The organism is Stenotrophomonas sp. GD04054 (genome assembly GCF_029836955.1).
In the GTDB taxonomy this organism is placed as follows: Bacteria; Pseudomonadota; Gammaproteobacteria; order Xanthomonadales; family Xanthomonadaceae; genus Stenotrophomonas; species Stenotrophomonas maltophilia_A.
Map to the genome: position 1 here is coordinate 1 of NZ_JAOECR010000033.1, position 23,677 is coordinate 23,677.

Below are 23,677 nucleotides of genomic sequence, written 5' to 3' on the forward strand. Positions count from 1 at the left end.
GCGGTGGAAAGACAGTCGAGCATGGCTCGACTCTACAAGGCGGGCACCGGACGCCCCCGTGCGACAATGGGCGCCCCCACGCTTTCCCGGGCCGCTCCGAGCGGCCCGCCGTCGTCCTGATGTCCAATCCCGCTTCCCGTATCGCCACCGCCTCCCCACGCATTGCGCTGGGGGGTATCGGCCTGGCCGCGATCGGCGCCATCGCTGCTTCCGGCAAGGCGATCATTGTCAAGCTCGGCCTGCGTCACGGCGTGGATGCCACCACGCTGCTTGCCCTGCGCATGCTGATGGCGCTGCCGCTGTTCGTACTGATGGCGCTGTGGGCCGCGCGTCGGGCCGAACCACTGTCCTGGGCCGACCGTGCCCGCGTGCTGTGGCTGGGTTTCACCGGCTACTACCTGTCCAGCCTGCTCGACTTCCAGGGCCTGCAGTACATCAGCGTGACGCTGGAACGGCTGATCCTGTACTTGAATCCGACCCTGGTGCTGCTGATCAACGTGCTGCTGGCGCGCCAGCGGCCGGGCCGATGGCAGATCGGCGCGCTGGTGCTGAGTTATCTGGGCGTGCTGCTGGCGTTCGGCCATGACCTGCAGCGCGAGGGTGGGCAGATCATCGTTGGCAGCCTGCTGGTGCTGGGCAGTGCGCTCAGCTATGCGCTGTACCTGTTCGGCAGCGGGCAGGTGGTCGCGCGTGTCGGAGCGGTGCGGCTGACCGCTTACGCCAGCTGCGTGGCCAGCGTGCTGGTGCTGCTGCATTTCGCGGTGACCCATCCGCTGCCGTTGTTGTGGCAGGCGCCTGCGGCGGTGCAGTGGTTGTCGCTGGTCAATGCCACCGTGTGCACGGTGCTGCCAGTGCTGGCGATCATGCTGGCGGTGCAGCGCGTGGGTTCGTCGCTGGCCGCGCAGGTCGGTATGCTGGGCCCTGTTTCCACCATCGTGATGAGCCTATGGCTGCTCGACGAACCGATGGGGCCGGCGCAGATCGCCGGCACCGTGCTGGTGCTGATCGGCGTTCTGCTGGTAACCCGCCTGCGGCGCTGACGCCTGAGCAGGCGCGCGCGCATCCTGGCGGTGATCCGCGCGATCCCGGCGGGGCAGGTGATGGGCTATGGGCAGGTGGCGCTGCGCGCGGGCCTGCCCGGGCGTGCGCGCCTGACCGCGCGCATCCTGGGCCAGAACGACGACCCGGACCTGCCTTGGCACCGCGTGTTGCGCTCGGATGGGCGCATTGCCATGGAGGAAGGTTCGGCTGGTTGGCGCGAGCAGTCACAGCGGTTGCGCGCGGAGGGCGTGGTGGTGGAGAACGGCCGGGTGCGGATGACGGCGGCTGATCCGGCGGCAGCACTGGATGCCGCTGTGTGGGGTCCGGGCTGAGCACCGCTGGCGACTGAACAGGCCGCGCCTGCCGGTCGCCAACAAGACACGGTGCTGCGGCTATGATGGAGGCCGTTCCATGCCGGTGCTCCCATGTTCCCGCGACTGCCAACCGTCACCAAGGCCCTGCTGATCGCCAACGCGATCCTGTTCCTGCTGCAGCAGCCGTTCCTGCTCGGCATGCAGACCTTCGAGCCGTTCATGCTGCAACCCCTGCAGCAGGGCTTCGACGCATTCTCGCCGGGCGGCAACTTCCAGCCTTGGCAGCTGCTGACCTACGGCTTCCTGCACGGCAGCTTCGGCCATCTGTTCTTCAACATGCTGGCGGTCTTCATGTTTGGCGCGCCACTGGAGCAGACCTGGGGCGAGAAGCGCTTCCTGCTCTATTACCTGGTGTGCGTGGCCGGTGCCGGTGTCTGCCAGCTGCTGGTGGGCACGCTGCTGGAAAACCCGGCCACGGTGCTGGGCGCCTCCGGCGGCGTGTTTGGCCTGCTGCTGGCCTACGGCATGCTGTTCCCCAACCAGCGGGTGATGCTGCTGTTCCCGCCGATCCCGATGAAGGCACGGACCTTTGTGATCCTGTTCGGTGTGGGCGAGCTGGTGCTGGGCATGACCGGCTGGCAGCCGGGCGTGGCCCACTTCGCGCACCTCGGCGGCATGCTGTTCGGCTGGTTGCTGATCCGCTACTGGCGCGGGCAATCGCCGTTCAACAAGCGCCGCCCGCCCGGCCCACCGAAGCGCCCGAACCATCTGCGCAGCGTGAAGTGAGGCGCGATGCGCCTCGCTTCACGCGGGTAGGTGCCAACCTTGGTTGGCACGCCTTGAATGGAATCATTTGACGCGGTAGGTGCCGACCGTTGGTCGGCACGCCTTGTCCCACGCGGGTAGGTGCCAACCTTGGTTGGCACGCTTTGAATGGGATCATTTGACGCGGTAGGTGCCGACCGTTGGTCGGCACACCTCTACCCATCCTGCAACACCACCTGCGCGGCATTGTGCCCCGGCGCACCGGTGACGCCACCACCGGGATGGGTACCCGACCCACACAGATACAACCCCGGAAGGGCGCCGCGGTAGCCGGCTTGGCCGACCATCGGCCGTGCCGAGAACAACTGGTTGGCACTGAGCGCACCGTGGAAAATGTCGCCGCCGACCAGGCCGAAGGTGCGTTCCAGATCCAGCGGCGACAGCACCTGCCGACCGAGCACGCTGCCGGCAAAGCCGGGCGCATACCGTTCGACGGTGGCAATCATCAGGTCCGCCACAGTCTCGCGGTGATCATCCCAGTTACGCCCGTCGGGCAGTACCGGCGCCACGTGCTGGCAGAACAGGCTGGCCACATGCTGCCCGCGCGGCGCCAGTGAATCATCCAGCGTGCTCGGAATCAGCATCTCTACGATCGGTTCGCGCGACCAGCCTTCGCGGCGCGCATCCAGCCAGGCGCGGTCCATGTAGTCCAGGCTGGGGGCCATGATGATGCCGGCGCTGAGGTGATCGCCGGGGCCGGGCAGGGCACGGAAGTCCGGCAACCGCGACAGCGCCACGTTCATCCGGAAGGTGCCGGAACCGCAGCGCCAGTTCGTCATGCGTTCGCGTGTGGCAGCGGGTACCTGCGTCGGCTCCAGCAGCTGTTCGTACAGCAGCTTCGGATTGACGTTGGCCACCACCGCGCGAGCACGCAGGGTTTCGCCGTTGACCAGTTCCACCCCCACGGCGCGGCCTTGTTCGATCAGTACCTGTTGCACACCGGCATCCACGCGCAGTTCGGCCCCGGCCTCGCGCGCCGCGCTGGCGATGGCCTGGCTGATCGCGCCCATGCCGCCGATCGCGTGGCCCCACGCACCCTTTACGCCATTGCACTGGCCGAATACGTGGTGCAGCAGTACGTAGGCACTGCCCGCTGTATACGGGCTTGCGTAGTTGCCGACGATGCCATCAAAGCCGAACAGCGCCTTGATCGGCTCGCTCTCGAACCAACGGTCCAGGTAATCCGCCGCCGACAGCGTGAACAGGTCCAGCAGTTCCTGCCGCAGTGGCGCATCCAGCGCCGCCAGTTCGCGGCCGAGTTTCCCCATCTGCCATAGTGCGGGCAGCGCACGCCAACCGCCTGCTACACCCAGGTCGGGCGGCGCGCGCAGAGCCCATGCGCGCAGTACGTCGGCGAAGATTTCCAGGCGTTCCTCGTACGCGGGCAAGCGCTGCGCATCCCGCTCGGAGAACTTCGCCACTTCGGCCTGAGTGCGGCCAGGTGCCGACAACAGATAGCGGTCGTCGGGCAATGGCAGGAAGTTGTTGGCCGGGCGCGCGACGATGCGCAGCCCATACGCATGCAGCTGCAGGTCGTCGATCACCTTCGGCTGCAGCAGCGAGACCGTGTACGAGGCGACTGAATTGCGGAAGCCGGGATGGAATTCCTCGGTGACCGCAGCGCCGCCAAGAACGCCGCGACGTTCCAGCACCAGCACCTTCTTTCCGGCACGCGCCAGATAGGCCGCGCAGACCAGGCCGTTGTGGCCACCACCAACGATGATCGCATCCCAGGTCATCTGCACCTCGGAAAAAGGGGACGGAGGGGATTAAGTCGCAATTCGCATGGGGTCACCGGCAATGGGGAAAAAACGACTTAATCCCCTCCGTCCCCTTTTTTGATCGCTGCTTCGATGGTGGCGATGTCGATCTTCTTCATCGGTATCATCGCGTTGAATGCGCGCTTGGCCAGTGCCTTGTCCTGGCTGGTCACCGCTTCGATGAGCATGCGCGGGCTGATCTGCCAGGAGATGCCCCAGCGGTCCTTGCACCAGCCGCATTGGCTCTCCTGGCCACCGTTGCCGACGATCGCATTCCACAGGCGGTCGGTCTCGGCCTGGTCCTCGGTCTGGATCTGGAAGGAAAACGCTTCGCTGTGCTTGAACGCGGTGCCGCCGTTGAGGCCGACGCAGGGGATGCCGCAGACCGTGAATTCAACGGTCAGTACGTTGCCTTCCTTGCCGTCCGGATAGTCACCGGGGGCGTGATGCACGGCGGTCACCGCGCTGTCTGGCAGGATGCTGGCGTAGAAGGTGGCGGCCTCGAGTGCGCCGTTGTCATACCAGACACAGATCGTGTTCTTGTGTGCCATGTCGGGGCTCCACGTTGGACGAAGCCGCAGCGATAGCATGCGCGGTGTTAATCCGGGATCGTGCTGCACCTGCAAAAAAGGAGGGCGCCCGAAGGCGCCCTCTGCATTACCCGTGTGGCAGCTGGATCAGCGCCAGACCTTGATCTGCTCGGCTTCACTGCGCTGCATCGGCTGGCCGGCCTTGCAGCTGAAGGTGGCGCCGAAGGCCGGCAGGTTGGCCAGCGTGCCGTTGCTGCGCCACAGGCCCGGTGCACGGATGTCGGCGGTCAGGCGGCGTACGGCCTCGTTCGGCGCCAGCTGCTGCGCCCACAGCGCAGACCAGGCGCGGAAGAAGCCCTGCTGCTGGGCCTGCTTGGCCTTCGGCTCCTGCGCGACATACGCCGCCCAGGCCAGTTCCAGACCAGCGATGTCGGCCAGGTTCTCTTCCTGGGTGAGCGTGCCGTTGACCTTGGCACCCTTCACGCCCGGGAAGTCGTAGGCGCTGTACTGCGCGGCCACGCGGTTACCGAGCAGGGTCCAGGCGGTCTTGTCGGCCGGGGTCCACCAGCTGCGCAGCTCGCCCTTGGCGTCGACCAGCGCACCCTTGGCATCGATCGCGCGGGTCAGCTCATGGCCGACCAGGCCACCGAAGCTGCCGAACTTGTCGGCAGCGTCGGCCTTGGCGTTGAACACCGGGCCCTGCAGGATCGCGGCGGTGACGATCAGGCGGTTCTGGGCCAGATCGTAGGCCAGCGACGGCTGCTGCGGCAGCACGTCCCAGCGACGGTCGGCATTGCCCTTGCCGATGCGCTTCATTTCCTCGCGATGGCGCCAGGTCGAAGCAATCAGCATGTTGCCACCGAACGAACCGCGGCCCATCGGCTGCACGCTGTAGTCGAGGTCGCGCAGCGGGGTGCCGATCTCGATCTTCAGCGCAGCCAGCTTGGCCTGCGCTTCGGCCTTGGCTTCGGTGCTCATCCAGCTGCTGTTCTTGACCGCTTCGATCTGCACTTCGCGCACCTTGTCGACGATCCACGCCGCCTGGCGACGATCTTCGGCGGACAGGTAACGGGCAGCGTATTCGCGACCGACCATCGGGCCAGCGGCCACGTTGATCGCCTCCAGCACGTCTTCCCAGCGCTGCGGCGGCAGGGTCTCGCCACGCAGTACGCGGCCGCGGAACTCGAACTCGGCGTCGCGGTAGGCCTTGGACAGGTACGGTGCCATCGAGTCGCCCACGCGCCAGCGCAGGTAGGCCTTCCACTGGTCCGGCTTGAGCTTGGTGACCATGCCGTCGAGCTGCTTGAACAGGCCCGGGTCGGCCAGCGAGACCAGGTCGTCATCCACGCCCTGTGCCTTCAGGAAGGCATCCAGCTGCAGGTTGCGGTAGCGGCTGTTGAGCTCCTTGGTGGAGATCGGCGCGTAGTTGTTGAACGGGTTGTTGATGCCGGCCAGCGACTGCGCATTGCGTGCCAGCTCGGTTTCCAGCGCGATCACCGCCTGCGACTCGGCATCCAGCTTGGCCGCCGGGGTGCCGGTCAGCGCCAGGATCTGCTTGACGTAGTTGCGGTAGCGGCCCATCAGCGCCACGGTGTCGGCGTCGGTACGGGTATAGAACGCCGGATCCGGCAGGCCCATGCCGCCCTGCATGAAGTAGCCGATGTGGCGGTCAAGTGCCTTCAGGTCGACGTCCGGGCCGAAGTTGAAGGCCACCGGGATGCCGACCTGATGCAGTGCCGCGATCGAGGCCGGTACATCCTTGGCCTTCTTGATGGCGTTGATGCGGGTCAGCAGCGGGGCGATCGGGTTGGAGCCGTCTGCTTCCACGGCCGCTTCGTCCAGGCCACTGGCCCAGAAGTCACCCAGCAGCTTCTGCACGTTGCCCTGCGGCGCCTTCATCGCTGCGTCGAGCAGTTCACGCTGCTGCTGGCGGCTGCGGTCGACCAGCTGGCCCAGCGCGGTGGTGGCGCCGGTCTGCGGCACCGGGTTGGCCTTCAGCCAGCCTGCATTGGTGGCGTCGTAGAAGTCGCTGCACTGGGCACTGACAGCCGGGGCACGCGCGGCCTTTTTCTTGGCGGCGAAGGCATCGTGGGTCGGGACCAGAGTCGCCAGGCTGATGCCCAGGGCGATGGCAAGCGGACGGAAATTGGGCATGTGGAACGAATCCGTGATGGATTGAGGGCGCGCGCACTATAGCAAGCCGCGCATGGGCGCGGCATGCACGCATCACGGCGCATCCGCCGGGTATGGCCCGGCGCTACCGGGTGTGTGGCATCGACACCGCATGCACGCATCACGGTGGCTCCGCCGTGCCATACGCCGACCAAGGTCGGCATCTGCCAATGGCGTGGGCCTGCACAGGCGCAGCAGATCCACGCCATGCGTGGATGACGGGCGCGGCAAAAAAACAAAGGCCCGGGAATTCCCGGGCCTCTGCAGGTCTACCTTGGCATCAGCCAGGGCTTACCAGATCACCACCTGCTGCTCGCCGGCGCGGGCCATCGGCGAACCGGCCTTGCACTGGAAGGCCGCGGCAAAGGTCGGCAGGTTCGACGGCGCACCCATGGCGCGGAACTGCGCCGGCGCGTGCGGGTCGGTGGCCAGGCGGACCTTGGCGTTTTCCGGGGTGTACTTGGTGCGCCACACGGTGGCCCAGTTGAAGAAGAAGCGCTGGTCGCGGGTGAATCCATCGACCTTTGCATCTTCCTTGCCGGCGGACGCCTTCTGCAGGGCGTCGTAGGCGGTAGCCAGGCCGCCCAGGTCGGCGATGTTCTCGCCCAGGGTCAGGTGACCGTTCACGGCCTGGCCGTCGACCTTGTACTGGTCGAACTGCTTGACCAGCTTGCCGGTCAAGCCTTCGAAGTTCTTCTTGTCAGCGGCGGTCCACCAGTCTTCCATGTTGCCGGTCGGCCCGAAGCGTGCACCCTGGTCGTCGTAACCGTGGGTCATTTCGTGGCCGATCACCGCACCGATGCCGCCATAGTTCAGTGCGTCGTCGGCCTTCGGATCGAAGAACGGCGGCTGCAGGATGGCGGCCGGGAACACGATCTCGTTCTGCAGCGGGTTGTAGTAGGCGTTGACCGTCTGCGGGGTCATGCCCCACTCGGTCTTGTCCACCGGCTTGCCGATCTTGGACAGGTTGAACTTGTAATTGAACTCACTGGCCGCGCGCACATTGCCCAGGTAGCTGTCGCGCTGGGTCTGCAGGCCCGCCCAGTCACGCCACTTGTCCGGGTAACCGATCTTCGGAGTGAAGGTTTCCCACTTGGCGATGGCCTTGGCCTTGGTTTCATCGCTCATCCAGCTCAGGCCCTGGATGCGTTCCTTCAGCGAGGCGGCCAGGTTCTTCACCAGCTCTTCCATCTTCGCCTTGGCTTCCGGCGAGAAGGCAACCTTCACGTACAGCTGGCCGAAGGCTTCACCGGCGTCGTTCTCGATGGTGCCCAGCACGCGCTTCCAGCGCGGCTTCTGTTCCTTCTGGCCATTGAGGGTCTTGCCGTAGAACTCGTAGTTCTCCTGCACGAAGGCATCGGCCAGGTACGGCGAGGCGCTGTCCACGGTGTGGAAGCGCAGGTAGGCGCGCCACACCGACGGATCGGTATCGCCCAGCGCCTTGCTCACTTCCTCATGGAAGGCCGGCATGGCCAGCGAGAACTTCTCCGGCGCGGCTACGCCCTGCGACTTGAAGAACTCGGTCCAGCTGAAGTTCGGGGTCAGCTTGTCAGCGTCGGCCAGGGTGACCGGGTTGTAGTACAGCTCGACGTTGCGCGACAGCTCCACGCGCGACTTGGAGGCCTTGGCCAGGCGGGTCTCGAACTTGACCACGTCCTCGGCCTGCTTGGCAGCGTCGGCAGCGGCGACGCCGGACAGCTCCAGCACCTTGGCGATGTGCGCCTGGTAGGCCTTCAGCTTGTCGGCGTTCTTGGCATCGGTGTAGTAGGTGCTGTCCGGCAGGCCCAGGCCGCCCTGGCTGGCGTAGGCCAGGTTGACGGCCGAGTTCTTGAAGTCGGCTTCGGCGCCGAAGCCGAACAGGACGTTGTCACCCTTGGCCGCGCTGCTGCGCAGGTAGTCGGCGATGGCCGCCTTGTCCTGCAGGCCGTCGATCGCGGTCAGGTCGGCCTTCAGCGGCTCGATGCCCTGGGCATTGATCTTGGCTTCGTCCATGCCGGTGGCCCACAGGTCGCCGACGATCTTCTCGATATGGTTCGGGTTCTTGACCTGCGCGACCTGTTCAGCCAGCTGGTGCTGCACGGCCACCGAACGCTCGTCGAGGATGGTGAACGCGCCCCAGCTGGTGCGGTCGCCCGGAATTTCATTGGCGGCCAGCCACTTGCTGTTCACGTAGTCGCCGAAGGCGCCACAGGCGTCCTTGCTGGCATCCAGATCGCTGGGCTGGAAGGCGTTGTAGGCCGGCAGCTTGCTCTCATCCAGCGTGTAGTTGGTGGCTTCGGCCGCAGCCGGCGTGGAGGCGGTGGCATCCTTGGCCGGGGTTTCGTTCTTGCCGCAGCCGACCAGCGCGGCCGAAACGGCCAGGGTCAGCAGCACGATCTTGGGAGTACGGGTCACTTTGATGGCCTCCAGGCCGAGTGAGTCAGGGAAGGGCCGCGGGGACGGCCGTGGGCCGAACAATACGCCGCCGGCCTGCCCTGCAAGGGTGTCGAAGGTCATGGCCGGGCGCAAGGGGGCCGCTTCGTGGCCCGGAAAAGACAGACCCGGCAAAAGCCGGGTCTGTCGGGGTACTGCGATCAGGCGTGGATCAGAACTTGTACTTCAGACGCACGAACGGGGTGCGGCCGTAGTAGTCGTACTGGGTGGCGAACGCCGGTACGTTGCCGTAGCGGGAATCGGCGACACCGATGGAAACCAACGGCGGGGTCTTGTTGAAGATGTTGCTGACGCCCACCAGGATTTCCCAATCGGCCTGCGCGTAGCTGACCGAAGCGGTGTGGTAGATGCGCGAGTCGGCCACGATGTCACGATAGGAGTTCGGACGACCCTGGTAGGTGAACACCGGGCTCAGATCGATGTCTTCGGTCTTGTGGATGTAGGTGGTCAGCCAGTTGTACGACCAGTCACCGCGGGTCAGGCTCAGCGCCAGGTTGCCCACCACCTTCGGACGGCCGATGTCACCCAGCAGCTCCGAGGATTCCAGGCCGCTCGCAGCTGCGCTGGAGAACACTTCCTGGGTGTCTTCGATCGTGTAGGTGACCTGGGTCTCGGCCGAGAACTTGCCGAACGAGAAATCGTGGTCGAAGTTTGCGGTCAGGTCGTAGCCACGGGTGCGCTGCTTGTTGATGTTGATGAACTTGTTCTGGATCTGGGTCACCGCATACGGCTGGGTAGCACTGGCCGGATTGCGGGTCAGCAGATCGCAGTAGCTGTTCGGGTACACCGTGCCGCCGTAGCAGCCACGCATGACGTTGGTGCTGCCCAGCTGCGCGATTTCATTGCTCACTTCGTAGTCGAAGTAATCGATGGCCACGCTCAGGTTGGCGAAGGTCGGGGTGAACACGATACCGGCGGTCTTCGCACGCGAAGTTTCCGGAATCAGCGAATTACCACCGCCCTGGCGGTACACCGTGCCGCTGCTGCCGCCGCCGGCATAGTCGGCCGGGATACCTGCGGCCGCACAGTTGGCCTGGTAATTGGTATTGGAGCTTTCACCCCAGCGTACGCACGGATCGTTCGCCTGCTGGAAGAAACCAGTCTCGTTGCCAAGGTACAGCTCATACAGGCCCGGCGCGCGGTAGGAGGTGCCGATCGAACCGCGCAGACGCAGCGACGGAATGACCTGCCAGTTCAGGCCGACCTTCCAGACATTGTCCGAATCGGCAACGTTGTCGTACTTGAACACGCGACCCGAGGCGTTCAGGCTCAGCGATTCCACCGCCGGCAGGCCCTTCAGCAGCGGCACGTCGAACTCGACGAAGGCTTCCTTGACCTTGTCGTTGCCCTTGGTCACATCAGCCGAGGACGAGCCCCAGATGTCGCCAGTGCGGGACAGTTCGCTCGGCTGGTCGTTGAGCGAGTAATAGCGGTATTCCAGGCCGCCCGCAAAACCGACCGCACCGGCCGGCATCTCGAACAGGTCGCCGCTGACGATGGCGTTGATGGTAGCCTGCTTGTAAGTGGTCTTGCCCCAGTCCCACGCACCGAGCTTGTCGACCAGCTCGTCGACCTTGCGGCCGCTCAGGTAGTCCGGGTCGAAGTAGTTCACCGCCGGCGGCGCGTCGGTGTAGTCCAGGTCGCCGCTCTTGGAGGCCTGGATGGCCAGATTGCCGTACTTGCCACTGGAGTGGCTGAAGTTCGCGTTGACTTCCCACGCCCAGGTGTCGGTGCCCTTGAACAGGCCGTCAAGCTTGGTGGCGGCGTAGAAGTAATCGACGGTGACATCCTGCTGGGACTTGAACAGCATCACCGGGTTGGCGACGATCTCGGTACCCGGGATGTAGGCGTACGGGAAGAACTGGCGCCAGGAGAACGTCTCGGTTTCGCGACGGTTGAACAGGAACTGGGTCTTCCAGTTGACCGAATCGAAGCCGAAGTCGGTGGCCACGTAGGCGGTCTTCCGCTCCTGCTTGTTGATGATGTGGCCCTGGCCCCAGCGCGCGAAGTTCACCGGCTCATCGAAGAAGGCCTGGCCGCGCGCGTAGCTCTGGGTCTTGCGCGGGCGGTAGCCCGGCAGCGGGCCGACAGTGGTGCCATCACCCGACGGCACATAGCGGGTGCTGCCGATGTCGACCACGTTGTGCAGCATGTTGACGCAGTTGGCCAGCGGCGTACCGGCATTGAGCGAACGATCTTCGCGGTCGATGCGGTTGCCGTCGGCGTCCTTGACCAGGTCGTTGCTGCAGTTGAGGAAGTCGCGGTCGCCACGGGTCAGCTCGTTGTGCTGATACCACTCGACGGCAGCGATGATGCTGCCCTTCTCGAAGTTCCAGCCATTGGCCAGCGACGCCGAGAACACTTCACCGCCGCCTTCGGTCGGGACGCGGCCGGTAACGGTCAGCTCCGGGCGCTCGATGTTCTTCTTGGTGATCAGGTTGACCACACCGGCCACGGCGTCGGAACCATAGATCGAGGACGAACCGTCCTTCACGATCTCGGCACGCTGCAGGATGGCGGTGGGAATGACGTTCAGGTCGAAGGCGCCGACGGCGCCACGGGTACCGGCCGGGCCGGGGCGCTGGCCATCGAGCAGCACCAGGGTGCGGTTGGCGCCCAGGCCGCGAAGCGACACGGTCTGTACGCCGGTGCCGCCGTCCACGACGAAGCCGCCGAACTGGTGGGTGATCTGGGTTTCGGCCGAACCGATGGCCGACTTCTGCAGGAACTCGGCCACGTTGACCTGGCCCTGCTTCGCGTTGGTTTCGGCGTTGATGGTGAACACCGGCGAAGTGGTCTCGTAGTCCGCACGGCGGATCAGGGAGCCAGTGACTGTGACCTTGTCAAGATCGGTTGCGCGGGTGGAAGTGCTTGAGCTGCTTGACGCCTTTGCTTCCTGCTGGGTGGATTCCTGGGCCAGAGCCGGTGCGACCTGCAGGCAGGCCAGCACAGCAAGAGTCAACGGGACGCGGCTTGGCTTAGATTGGCGGTTGGCGTTGCGCATTTCGGTTTGATCCCCACTTGTTATGCTTCGGTTAATGGAGTGTATGAGTCGCGTAAAGTAAATGCAACATGAATATTAAAATCTCTTAACTTGCTGTTGTTATAGGGAAATTCAGTATTTGGGGCATGAAAAAGCCCCTGCCTGGCCGGCAGGGGCTTGGTGAAAGCGAGGGTGCCCGGGGAGGGATCAGAGGCCGCCGGGGCCGCAATCCTTGCTCAGGTAGTCGGCCATGAGCGTCAATGTCGTCCGGAAGTGCGCGGGGTACCACGGCATGCTGTGCGGCATGTCGGGGATCAGCTCGAACCGGGCTGGGACCTTGCCCTGTACGCCGTTGTAGAAGTTCCTCGCATGGAAGGACGGCGTGCGTACGTCACGGTCGCCGACGAAGGTCAGCAGAGGAATCGTGGCCTTCGCAGTGTTCTGCATCGGGTCCATGCCCTTCACCGTGCGCCCCTGCAGAATGCGTTGCAGGCGGTTCTGGCTCCAGGAGGTGCCCAGCCGGCCAAGATCGGTGACCGGGGCGCCAGCGATGGCGCACTGGTAGGGGGAGGGGCTGCGCACTGTCGCGGCGGCAGCCGCGAAGCCGCCGTAGGAATAGCCGAAGATCGCGATACGGTCCTTGGCGGCGATGCCCTGTGAGACGAGCCAGGCGGCGCCGTCATCCTTGTCGTCCTGCATCTTCTGGCCCCACTCGGCGTCACCTGCCAGCCAGAGCTTGCGGCCAAGGCCGGCGCTGCCGCGGTACTGAGGGCGCAACACGGCGTAGCCGCGCGAAGTGAAGAACGGTACCCAGCCGGATGCATCCCAGCCTGTGTAGTCGCGTGCCCACGGCCCGCCGTGCGGATGAACGAGTGCCGGCAGCGGGCCGTCGCCCTGCTTCCAGCCCGGCGGGAGATCCAGAATCGCTGGAATCTGCAGCCCATCGCGTGCGGTGTAGGTCACCCAGCGTTGTTCACCGATCTGCTTGCTGTCCACCCAGGGGCGCTCGCTGCCCAGCGGCACGACATTCTTGCGATCAGCCAGGATGAAGTAGCTCTTCGGGTTGCGGTTGCTTTCCGTGGTGAACAGGACGCGCGAAAGGTCGTCGTTGTAGCCGGTGATGTAGATGCTCAGGCCAGGATAGGCTTTCTGCAGGCCCTCCTGCAGGGCCTTCATCTGCGGATCCACGTACACGGCCTGTCGCTGCGGACCGTCGATATAGAAGCCGAGGACCTGGTTGAAGTTGCTCTTGCGCGTGCCCAGGATCAGTGAACTGATCGAGAAGGATGGATGGGCGGCCAGAGGCTCCTTGTCGAACTCCTTCTTGGCAGGATCGTACAGTCGCGCCTGCACCAGATCGGAGAACTGGTCGGTCAGCACGTACAGCTTGCCGCTGTCATCGTCTATGCCGACGACTTCCACCGTATAGCGTTCGCTCAGTCGGGTGGTCAGGGGGGCGTGCACTTCGAACTGGCCGGCGCTGTTCTTGATCAGAATGCGTTGTTCGAAATCGTCGGAGCCGGCGGATTCGACCTGGGTCTGGGTAAGGACTTCACCTGTTCGGGGATGGAACAGGCCGGGTGACGTGCGGGAGCTGCCCTTGAACAGCAGTTCGGTCTGGCCCGTGCGCAGGTTGAAGCGATAGTAGTTGGCCTGCAGCGTGGCCTCATTGAGCTGGCTGATGATGACCCTGTCTGCGTCCAGCGGCAGCCCATGGACGAGCGAGGCGGTACCCGCAAGTTCGAGGCAGCGAAGGGTCTCGGGGCTGACCCCGAGCGTGCGGGTGTTGTTGGCGAACGCCTCGTCGAACTTGGTCTGGGTGGCGTCGGTGAGGTAGGCCTTGGTCAGGAAGGTCTTGGTGGCTCCCGTACTGTTGCCTTCACCGCAGCCGCCGAGTTTGCCTGTCCATTCCTGGCGCCCGATGACGAGGTTGCGTCCCGCCTTCAGTGCGCTTGCCGCGATGAACTTCATCCGGTCACCGGATGGCGTGATGGCGACCGGACCGGCGCCGAGGTTATCCAGGTTCCAGTTGGCCAGGGCGGTATCGCTGTTGTCGCTGCCGGGCGCGGCGACGATCGCGACCAGCTGCTTGCCGTCGGCGCTCATGGTGACCGACTGGATGGTGGGGATCTTGGCGAAATCCTCGGCTGGCAGAGGGCTTGCGAGGGCAGGGGCAATGCACAGCGCCGCCAGTGCGGCGGCGCCAAGGCGGGCGGGGGACAAGCGCAGTTCCATGGTCGGCAGGGTCCTTGTGGCGGGCACATCAATATGACCTGAAGATGAACGAAGACGTGAATCCAGTCAACTTGGCGTGAATGCCCGGGCGCGCGTCACGCCCTGGAGGGACGACAAGCAAAAAAAGACCCCGCCGGGGCGGGGTCTTTGGTGCGGCAAGGGCCTGGATCAGTGATCGCCAAACTCGTACTTGGCCTGCACATAGATGGCACGCCCGTAGGCGTTGTACAGGTAATTGTTGTACGGCTGGCCGCTGGTGCCGGCGAAGCTGAAGCGCTGGTTGTCCGGCATCTTGTTGAACACGTTGTTGACCATCAGCGACAGGGTCAGGTTGTCCAACGCACGGTAGTTCACGCTCAGGTTGTAAGTGGTGTAGGAGCCCCACTTGCCTGCCTTGTAGCCGGAGCTGTGGACGTAGTCGTAGCCATTGCCCACGTACGCCATGTAGTTCGGCGTCTTGCCAATGTAGTTGGCGTACAGGGTGGTGGTCCACTTGTCCTTGGCCCAGCCGACCGAACCATCGGCGCGCACCTTGGCGTACGAGTCGTACACCCACATCGCGTACGGGTCACGCAGCAGGTCCAGGAACTCATCGCCCGGCTGCGGCTGCAGTTCGCGCTTGAGCATGTCGGTGTAGTTGCCCGAGAACTGAAGCGAACCGAAGCGGCCCATGTCGTGCACGTACTTGAAGCTGGCGGTCAGCGCTTCCAGGTTCTGGCGGGCGACGTTCATCTTCGGGGTATAGATCTCGTCCAGCACGCCGGACGCATCGCGGGTGATCCAGTCGTTGACGTTCTGGCAGCTGGCCGAGGTGTTGTTGGCCTGGCCGCCACGGCAGTAGTACTCAGCCAGCAGCAGCTGGTCGGAGCTGAGCGTATCGACCTCGTTCTTGATCTTCCAGTTGTAGTAGTCCACCGACAGCGACAGGTTGTTGATCGGTGCCCACACAACACCTGCATTCCAGACGTCGGCGGTGATCGGTTCCAGGTCCGGATTGCCGGCGCGGGTGCCGAACACCGAGACGCTGTCATACGGGCAACCGGTGGTGTTGGCCGGGTCGTAGCCCAACTGGCCGCAGCGGTAGTAGTCGGTGGAGCCGTTGGCGTAGTAGCCGCTACGGCCCTGGAACGCGTCGGACAGCGTCGGAGCGCGGAACGCCGTACCGTACTTGCCGCGGAACAGCAGGCTTTCGATCGGACGGAACTCGACGCCGATGCTGTAGGTGGACTTGTCGACGGTGTTGCTGCCGATCTTGAAGGCGTCGTAGCGACCGGAACCGGTCACCGTCAGCATGTCATGCAGGGGCAGGCGCAGTTCGCCGGTCACCGCATAGTTGCTGCGGTGGCCAGCACCGGAGACCGCCGTGGTGCCCCAGACGCTGCCATCCATCAGGCCCGGATCGGGGCTGTAGTCCCAGCCTTCGCTTCCACCTTCAACGACCACGGCCAGGCCGGCGTCGCCGCCGGGCAGCTTGAACAGTGATCCATTGGTGACCTGTGCACGGGCCAGGTTCTGCCAGGTGCGGCTCTGGCTGTAGCTGTAGCCGGTGAAGGTCTGGAAGTCACCGGCCGGCAGCGGCGCGTAGAACGCTTCCCAGTTCGGGCTGTAGATGTCGTAGCCGGTGCTGGTGGTTCCCAGCACCGGGCCGAGCACGCGCTGTTCGAAGTAATCGTTGATCGGGTCATTCCAGCGCACGAAGTTGCGCTCGGTCAGCTTGTACTCGCCGCGGGTGAAGCTGAGGCTGTAGTCCCAGTTGCCGGCCGTGCCGCGGCCGCCCAGCGTCACCTGATAGGCCTTGTTGCGGTCGGTGTTCATGATGTCGCGGTAGCCGGCGCCGCCGATGTCTTCCGGGGCGAACACGCGCTGCAGGTTCATGTACTGGCCGCTGGCCTGGTCGTAGAAGCGGCCCCAACCGGACGAAGTGCCCCACCAGGTGTAGCCGGAACCCGTCGCGTACTTGACCTCTTCCAGGCTGTACAGCGCATCGCCGAACAGCTGGAAGTTGTCATTCACGTCGAAGGTGGCAGAGCTGTAGATCTGCGCGCTTTCCTTGCCGTTCTTGATGGTCTTGTAGCCGGTGCCATAGGTCGAGCCACATGCCTGGCCGGTGGGCCGGGTGCCGAGCACGGTGGTGCCATCGAACTGCCCGGCGACGTTGGCGCACAGGTTCGGGTCCATCATCGCGTAACGGTTGTTGTTGGCCGGCAGCAGCACCAGGAAATCGTTGGAGACGTACTGCGGGCTGTAGCCGTCGGGATTGTTGACCTTGGTCAGATCGCGTTGGTAGCCCCAGATCGGGCTGGTCTTTTCGTACTGCACATTGACCAACGCGTGGAAGCGGTCATCGACACCATTGAAGCCGCGGGCGCCGCTGAAGCGGAAGCTGTTGCCGCCGCCTTCGCTGTAGGCGCCGCCACGGACGTTGAGGACGCCACCATCCATGCGTTCCTTGAGGATGATGTTGACCACGCCAGCGATCGCATCGGAGCCATACAGTGAGGACTGGCCGCCCGGCAGGATCTCGATGCGCTCGACGATGTCGATCGGAATGCCGCTGATGTTGTTGAACGTATCGCCGCCGTTGTACAGCGCCGGATACGAAAGCATCGGGCGGCCGTTGATGAGGTACTTGGTGTAACCCGGGCTGAGGCCGAACATGCCGGCGGCTTCGGCGCCCTGGGTGAACGAGGCCGAGGTCTGGCCACCCTGCAGGCCGCCAGTGGACAGCGAGGACTGCTGCAGGACATCGGCAACGCTGGTGAAGCCGCGGGTCTGGATGTCCTCTGCGGTCACGGTCAGGACCGGCGTGTGGTTCTCGATCTCGGTCTGCGGAATCAGCGAACCGGTGACCGTCACGCGGTCAAGCTGGGTCGGTGCATTGCCGCTTTGCGCCAGGGCCGTGCCGGAGGCGAGCAGTGTGCCGAGCAGGGCGAGCGTCAGTGGGTGGCGCGAGAGTGTGGAACGATGGCGAGACATGGAAAATCCCCGTAGTTAGCGATGTCTTGGCTACCGGCTTCCGTGTCGGCTTAACGATCTGTTCAGTTGCATTCCATTCAGCCGGACCGTAACACGCACTTAACGCAGGGAACACACGATCGTCATTTCGTCAATCGGGCTTTTGCCTGAAAAATGGTGATATATCAATGACTAACGCCAATTGTTTTGGAGTGTTTCAAAAGATGGCGATATGAAGGGCATTCTTTCGTAGTGCATTTGCTGCTTCTGCATCAATGCTTTACCGAAGGCTTCCTGGAACCAAAAAAAAGGCCCCGCCGAAGCGGGGCCTGGTCCAGACACGAAGTCCGGAAAACGACGGGATCAGAAGTTGTACTTGACCTGGGCCGAGATCTGGCGGCCGTAGACGCTGTAGAAGCCGTCATTGAACGGGGTCGATTCGTTGCCCGGGTAGTTGTAGCGCTGGCCTTCCGGCAGCTTGTTGAACACGTTGTTGACCATCAGCGACAGGACCAGATCTTCCTGTGCCTGGTAGTTCATGCTCAGGTTGTACGTGGTGTACGAACCCCACTTGCCGGCCTTGGCGCCGGAGGAGTGGACGTAGCCGTAGCTGCGGCCGGTGTAGGCCAGGTAGTTCGGGGTGCTGCCGACGTAGTTGGCGTACACGGTGGTGGTGAACTTGGCGATGTTCCAGGCCACCGACAGATCGCCGCGGACCTTGGCGAAGTTGTCGTAGTACCACATGTTGTACGGATCGCTCAGCAGATCCAGCTTGGCGGCACCCGGCATCGGCTGCACTTCACGCTTCAGCATGTTGGTGTAGTTGCCGGAGAACATCAGCGAGCCGAAGCGGCCGATATCCTGCTGGTACTTGGCCGCCACGGTCACCGCTTCCAGGTTCTGGCTGGCAACGTTGAGCTTCGGCGTGTACACGCGGGTCAGGTTGCCACCGGCATCGCGGGACACCCAGTTGGTCACGTCACCGCAGCTGGCCGAGGTGTTGTTCGGCAGGCCGTTGTGGCACTGGTACTCGGCCAGCAGCAGCTGGTCGCTGCTGAGGGTCTTGACCTCGTTCTTGATCTTCCAGTTGTAGTAGTCGGCCGACAGCGAGAAGTTGCTGACCGGGGCCCACACCACGCCTGCGCTCCAGACGTCGGCGGTGATCGGCTTCAGGTCCGGGTTGCCGGACTTTTCGCTGTACACCGAGGTGTTCTTGTAGAACGAGCAGGCCTCGTCACGCAGGCCGTAGCCCAGCTGGCTGCAGCGGTAGTAGTCGTTCTGGCCGGACGAGTACGAACCGCTCATGCCCTGGAAGGCATCGGACAGGGTCGGCGCGCGGAAGGCGGTACCGTACTTGCCGCGCAGCAGCAGGCTCTCGATCGGACGGAATTCCAGACCGATGCTGTAGGTGGCCTTGTCGACGGTCTTGTCGGCAATCTTGAAGGCGTCATAGCGGCCCGACGCGCTGACGGTCAGCTTGTCGTGCAGCGGCATGCGCAGCTCGCTGGTGACCGCATAGTTGCTGCGGTGGCCGGCACCGGCGACGGCGGTGGTGCCCCACACATTGCCATCAACGAACGCCTGGTCCGGCGAGTAGTCCCAACCTTCGCTGCCACCTTCCAGCACGACGGCCAGGCCGGCGTCACCGCCCGGCAGGCTGAACAGCGAGCCGTTGGTCACCTGCACGCGGCCCAGGTTCTGCCAGGTCTTGCTGCGATGGGTACCGTAGCCGGTGAAGCTGGCGAACTGGTCCGGAGTGATCGGCGAGTAGAAGGCCGCGTAGTCCGGGTTGTAGATGCCGAAGCCGCCAGCCGAGGTGCCCAGGCGCGGGCCCAGCACGGTCTGGCCGAAGAAATCTTCGATCTTGTCCTTCCAGCGCACGAAGCGGTTCTGGTCCAGGCGGTACTCACCACGGGTGAAGCTGGCGCTGTAGTCCCAGTCGCCGACCATGCCCTTGCCGCCCAGGGTGACCTGGTAGGCACGGCTTTCGTCGGAGTTCATGATGTTGTTGTAGTGGCCCGGGCCGATTTCTTCCGGCGCGAAGGCGCGCTGCAGGTTCACGACCTTGCCCAGGCCCTGGTCGTAGAAGCCGCCCATGACCGACTTGGTGCCCCACCACAGGGCGCTGGAGCCGGAGGTGAACTCGGTCTTTTCCTTGCTGTACAGCACATCGGCGAACAGCTGGAAGTTGTCGTTCACGTCGAAGGTCATCGACGAGTAGAACTGGCCGCTGTTCTTGCCGTTCTTCAGGGTCTTGTAGCCGGCGCTGTACACCGAACCGCAGGACTCGCCCGACGGGCGCTGGCCGACCACAGTGGTGCCGTCATACAGCCCAGCGACGTTCGCGCAACGGCTCGGGTCCATCATCAGCAGCTTGTTGTCAGCGTTGGTGATGACGGCGAAGTCGTTCGACGGAACCTGGGCGGTGTAGCCGACCGGGTTGTTCTGGCGGGTGATGTCGCGCTGGTAGCCCCAGATCGGGCTGCCGTTCTCGATCTGCACGTTGAACAGTGCATGGAAGCGGTCATCGAAGGCGTTGATGCCCTTGGCGGCGCTGAAGCGGATGTTGCTGCCACCGCCTTCGGTGTAGGTGCCGCCACGGAGGGTCATGGTGCCGCCGTCCATGCGCTCCTTCAGGATGATGTTGACCACACCGGCGATCGCGTCCGAGCCGTACAGCGAGGACTGGCCGCCCGGCAGCACTTCGATGCGCTCGACGATGTCGATCGGAATGCCGCTGATGTTGTTGAAGGTTTCGCTGCCGTTGTACAGCGCCGGATACGAGAGCATCGGGCGGCCGTTGATCAGGTACTTGGTGTAGCCCGGGTTCAGGCCGAACATGCCGGCAGCTTCGGCGCCCTGGGTGAACGAACCCGAGGTCTGGCCACCCTGCAGGCCGCCGGTGGTCAGCGACGACTGCTGCAGCACTTCAGCAACACTGCTGAAGCCGCGGGTCTGGATGTCTTGGGCGGTGATGGACATCACCGGGGTCTGGGTTTCAACCTGGGTCTGCGGGATCAGCGAACCGGTGACGGTGATCTTGTCCAGGTTGGTCGCCTTGTCCTGGGCCATTGCCGGGGCGGCGGCCATCAGAGCGGAAATCAGGGCGACGGCGAGCGTGTTGCGACGTGCGGTGTTGCTTACGTAGTTCATGTAGTTCCATTGGAGAGCAAAAACAAAAACGGCACTGCGCATGCGCCATCGCGCGGGCTGGCGCATGCCAGCTCCGCAGCCCAAAACAGTGCGGGTCGAACGTAACATGAACTTAACAATCTGTGCACGAATCTGTAGCAATCCTGAATTTCAGTCAGGTTACGTCCAGCTTGTATGATGCTCGGTTATTCCCCCTGACCCCGCTGGTGCTCGTTGTGAACAGTTCTCCCCGCCGTCCCCATGCAAGCCAGGTCCAGAAGGGACTTACGCCGCATGCCCGCATCCGCAACGTGATCGCGGTTGGTTCGGGCAAGGGCGGCGTCGGCAAGTCGACCACTGCGGTCAATCTGGCCGTGGCCCTGCAGCAGCTCGGCGCACGCGTGGGCGTGCTTGATGCGGACATCTACGGGCCGAGCGTGCCGGCCATGCTGGGCCTGTCCGGTCGCCCGGAAAGCCCCGACAACAAGAGCATCGAGCCGCTGCGTGCGTTCGGCGTGGACACCATGTCGATCGGCTACCTGATCGAAGAAGACACGCCGATGATCTGGCGTGGACCGATGGCCACCTCGGCGATGACCCAGCTGTTCAATGACACCCTGTGGGATGACCTGGACTACCTGCTGATCGACCTGCCACCGGGCACCGGTGACATCCAGCTGACCCTGACCCAGAAGATCCCGCTGGCCGGCGCGGTGATCGTCACCACCCCGCAGGACATCGCCACGCTGGATGCGAAGAAGGCGCTGAAGATGTTCGAGAAGGTCGAGGTACCGGTGCTCGGCATCGTCGAGAACATGGCGGTGCATACCTGCAGCAGCTGCGGGCATGTCGAGCACCTGTTCGGCGAGGGCGGCGGCGAGCGCATGGCCGCGCAGTACGGCGTGCCGTTGCTGGGTTCGTTGCCGCTGCAGATCGGCATCCGCGAGCAGGGCGATTCCGGTACCCCGATCACCGTGGCCCAGCCGGATTCGGTCCCGGCCCAGGCCTACCGCCATGCCGCCCAGCGCCTGATCGAGGAGGTTGGCAAGCGTCCGCGTGCCTCGATCCCGATCCTGTCGTCGCTGCTGTAAGTGCCAGGGCAGGGGCCGCCGGCAACGCCCGGCCCCCTGCTAGAATCCTCGCGCCCCCTCGTACCCCAGGACAAAGCATGAGCATCAAGAGTGACCGTTGGATCCGCCGCATGTCCGAGCAGCACGGCATGATCGAGCCGTTCGAGGCCGGGCAGGTCAAGCAGGCCAACGGCGAGCGCATCGTCAGCTATGGCACCTCCAGCTACGGCTACGACGTGCGCTGCTCGCGCGAGTTCAAGGTGTTCACCAACATCAACTCGACCATCGTCGATCCCAAGCACTTCGATCCGGGCAGCTTCGTGGATATCGTCGGCGATGAATGCATCATCCCGCCCAACAGCTTCGCGTTGGCGCGCACCGTGGAGTACTTCCGCATCCCGCGCGACACCCTGGTGGTGTGCCTGGGCAAGAGCACCTACGCGCGCTGCGGCATCATCGTCAACGTGACCCCGCTGGAGCCGGAGTGGGAAGGCCACGTCACCCTGGAATTCAGCAACACCACGCCGCTGCCGGCACGCATCTACGCCAATGAAGGCGTGGCGCAGATGCTGTTCTTCCAGGCGGCCGCCGATGACATCTGCGAGACGTCGTACCGCGATCGTGGTGGCAAGTACCAGGGCCAGACCGGCGTGACCCTGCCGCGGACCTGAGCGGCGCGCCATCGCATGACGAAAACGCCGGGCATGCCCGGCGTTTTCATGGGTGCGGCCACACGCTGCGCTCGCCGGGCATGGCCCGGCGCCAGCTTATTTCCCGCGACCGAACAGCATCGCGATGCCCACGCCCACCAGTGCCACCGGCCACCAGGTCAACAGCAGCTTGGACAGGTTCAGGTGCGTCCAGCCGAGGTTGCTGGCGAGCATGAACAGGCCGATCAGGATCAGCAGGACGGCGGCAACGAGGTTGAATCGCATCGGGTCGGCAAACGCTCAGGACTGGGCTGGATATCCTAGCCGTTCCTTCCAGTAGGCGACATGCTGGTCCAGCGCACCCGGCTCGTAGCGGTGCGCGGGGCCGCTGCCCCAGACCGGGCCCGGCCACGCGGGGTCGCCGTCATGGCGGCCGATCACATGGAAGTGCAGCTGGCGCACGATGTTGCCCAGCGCACCGATATTGATCTTCTCCACCCCGTCGGCGCCCTTCAGGGCCTTGCAGGCGCGGTTGAGCTCGGTGCGCAGCTTGTCCTGCTGCTCGCCGTCCAGCTCGATCCACTCGGTCACCCCGGCCAGGCGCGGTACCAGCACCAGCCAGGGGAATCGTTCGTCGTTCATCAGCCGCACTTGCGACAACGGTCCTTCCGCCACCAGCACGCTATCGGTGGCCAGGCGTGAATCGAGTTCGAAATCGCTCATCCAAGATGCTCCGAGAAGAAGTCCAGGGTGCGTTGCAGCGCCAGGGTGGCGCTGTCTGGATCATACGCATGTCCGACCTCCCGGTTGAAGGCGTGGTCGGCCGGATAGACGAAGGTGGCCATCTGCGGCAGCTTCTCGCGATGGGCCTGCACGGCCTCCGGCGGAATGCTCTTGTCCTGGGCACCGAAGTGGAAGATCACCGGGGCCTTGGGTGTCTCATCCAGGAACTGGACGTTGCGCGCACCGTAGTAGCTGACCGAGGGCAGGCCCAGACGCAGGGCCGACAGCATCGCCACCGTGCCGCCCCAGCAGTAGCCCACCGTGCCGACCTTGCCGTAGGGGGCCAACCGGGTCGCTGCGGCACGGACCACCTCCAGCGCCTTCTCCATGCCCAGTGCGGTCACCCGTTCCAGGCCCTGCTTCACGCCGTCGGCGTCATAGGGCAGGGCGTCCGGATCGGCTTCTGTGCCGTCAATCAGGTCGAAAAAGGACGGCGCCAGCACCGCATAGCCTTCGGCCGCGAAGCGCTCGGCCACGCCGCGGATGTGCGGGTTGGCGCCGAAGATTTCCTGCACCACCACCAGCCCGCCACGCGGGGTGCCCTCCGGCAGGGCGTGCCAGGCCCGTACCGGGCCGTGATGCGTATCCAGGGTGATCCACTCGGCCATCGTTTCCATCTCGTTGCGGGGAACAGAACGGCATTGTCGGCGCTGCGTGGGTTAGCGCGGTGTCAGCGGCTGTGCGTGATCGGGCGGCTGGCCATTCAGAGCGCGGCCGCCAACCCCGGTATACTGGCGCCCTTTCAGGCCCCGGCCCCCAGGAACCCCTGCCACGACGGCAGGGGCCCAGGCCCC

Annotated in this window: 16 protein-coding genes; 5 read left to right on the top strand and 11 right to left on the bottom strand. The window is 64.5% G+C overall.

The genetic code is table 11. The annotated features are described in order from the left end of the window. Positions 1-119: 119 nt before the first annotated feature. The 3 genes from N7573_RS14940 (at position 120) to N7573_RS14950 (ending at position 2,141) form a co-directional block, all read left to right on the top strand. Positions 120-1,040 (top strand): DMT family transporter, encoded by a 921-nt coding sequence (locus tag N7573_RS14940; protein WP_279943208.1) that lies wholly within the window; start codon positions 120-122, stop codon positions 1,038-1,040. Between the two features lie 30 nt (positions 1,041-1,070). Further along, positions 1,071-1,373 carry an MGMT family protein gene (locus N7573_RS14945; RefSeq protein WP_279914045.1) on the top strand — a complete coding sequence of 101 codons (303 nt, stop codon included), beginning with the start codon at positions 1,071-1,073 and terminating at the stop codon, positions 1,371-1,373. A gap of 93 nt (positions 1,374-1,466) precedes the next feature. Next, the gene (locus N7573_RS14950; protein WP_032128229.1) at positions 1,467-2,141 is read left to right on the top strand and encodes a rhomboid family intramembrane serine protease; all 675 of its coding nucleotides are present in this window, start codon (positions 1,467-1,469) and stop codon (positions 2,139-2,141) included. Positions 2,142-2,335: 194 nt separating this feature from the next. On the opposite strand, the gene N7573_RS14955 is transcribed toward N7573_RS14950, so the two are convergent. The 8 genes from N7573_RS14955 to N7573_RS14990 all read right to left on the bottom strand — a co-directional run bounded on the left by N7573_RS14955 (position 2,336) and on the right by N7573_RS14990 (position 20,401). Next, a complete protein-coding gene (locus tag N7573_RS14955; protein ID WP_279943209.1) occupies positions 2,336-3,919 on the bottom strand; it encodes an NAD(P)/FAD-dependent oxidoreductase in 1,584 nt (527 codons plus the stop codon). A 77-nt stretch (positions 3,920-3,996) separates the two neighbouring features. Next, on the bottom strand, positions 3,997-4,491 hold the full coding sequence (locus N7573_RS14960) for a VOC family protein (RefSeq protein WP_279912773.1): 495 nt from the start codon (positions 4,489-4,491) through the stop codon (positions 3,997-3,999). A gap of 126 nt (positions 4,492-4,617) precedes the next feature. Further along, positions 4,618-6,624, bottom strand: coding sequence for a M13 family metallopeptidase (locus tag N7573_RS14965; protein WP_049460715.1), 2,007 nt, complete (start codon positions 6,622-6,624; stop codon positions 4,618-4,620). Between the two features lie 309 nt (positions 6,625-6,933). Next, positions 6,934-9,036: a M13-type metalloendopeptidase gene (locus N7573_RS14970; protein ID WP_279912772.1), complete on the bottom strand. Its 2,103-nt coding sequence runs from the start codon at positions 9,034-9,036 to the stop codon at positions 6,934-6,936. A gap of 190 nt (positions 9,037-9,226) precedes the next feature. Beyond that, a complete protein-coding gene (locus N7573_RS14975; protein ID WP_121504576.1) occupies positions 9,227-12,079 on the bottom strand; it encodes a TonB-dependent receptor in 2,853 nt (950 codons plus the stop codon). Between the two features lie 186 nt (positions 12,080-12,265). Continuing rightward, on the bottom strand, positions 12,266-14,293 hold the full coding sequence (locus tag N7573_RS14980; protein WP_107431283.1) for a prolyl oligopeptidase family serine peptidase: 2,028 nt from the start codon (positions 14,291-14,293) through the stop codon (positions 12,266-12,268). Between the two features lie 168 nt (positions 14,294-14,461). Beyond that, the gene (locus tag N7573_RS14985) at positions 14,462-17,269 is read right to left on the bottom strand and encodes a TonB-dependent receptor (protein WP_049460709.1); all 2,808 of its coding nucleotides are present in this window, start codon (positions 17,267-17,269) and stop codon (positions 14,462-14,464) included. 342 nt (positions 17,270-17,611) lie between these two features. Continuing rightward, entirely contained in the window at positions 17,612-20,401 is a 2,790-nt protein-coding gene (locus tag N7573_RS14990; RefSeq protein ID WP_032128235.1) for a TonB-dependent receptor, read from the bottom strand. A 215-nt stretch (positions 20,402-20,616) separates the two neighbouring features. On the opposite strand from N7573_RS14990, the gene apbC reads away from it, so the two are divergent. Continuing rightward, complete coding sequence (apbC, locus tag N7573_RS14995) at positions 20,617-21,471, top strand: iron-sulfur cluster carrier protein ApbC (protein ID WP_026347084.1); 855 nt, start codon at positions 20,617-20,619, stop codon at positions 21,469-21,471. A 77-nt stretch (positions 21,472-21,548) separates the two neighbouring features. After that, complete coding sequence (gene dcd / locus N7573_RS15000; protein WP_010483020.1) at positions 21,549-22,121, top strand: dCTP deaminase; 573 nt, start codon at positions 21,549-21,551, stop codon at positions 22,119-22,121. A 96-nt stretch (positions 22,122-22,217) separates the two neighbouring features. Here the strand turns inward: dcd and N7573_RS15005 are convergent, their stop codons facing one another. From N7573_RS15005 to N7573_RS15015, 3 genes are read right to left on the bottom strand one after another with little or no spacing between them, the layout of a single operon-like run. Continuing rightward, positions 22,218-22,385: a DUF5668 domain-containing protein gene (locus N7573_RS15005; RefSeq protein ID WP_005418011.1), complete on the bottom strand. Its 168-nt coding sequence runs from the start codon at positions 22,383-22,385 to the stop codon at positions 22,218-22,220. A 15-nt stretch (positions 22,386-22,400) separates the two neighbouring features. Further along, the gene (locus N7573_RS15010; RefSeq protein WP_010483023.1) at positions 22,401-22,823 is read right to left on the bottom strand and encodes an HIT family protein; all 423 of its coding nucleotides are present in this window, start codon (positions 22,821-22,823) and stop codon (positions 22,401-22,403) included. Then, positions 22,820-23,491, bottom strand: coding sequence for a dienelactone hydrolase family protein (locus tag N7573_RS15015; protein WP_154264097.1), 672 nt, complete (start codon positions 23,489-23,491; stop codon positions 22,820-22,822). Before N7573_RS15015 ends, N7573_RS15010 begins: the two co-directional genes overlap by 4 nt. Positions 23,492-23,677 lie beyond the last annotated feature (186 nt).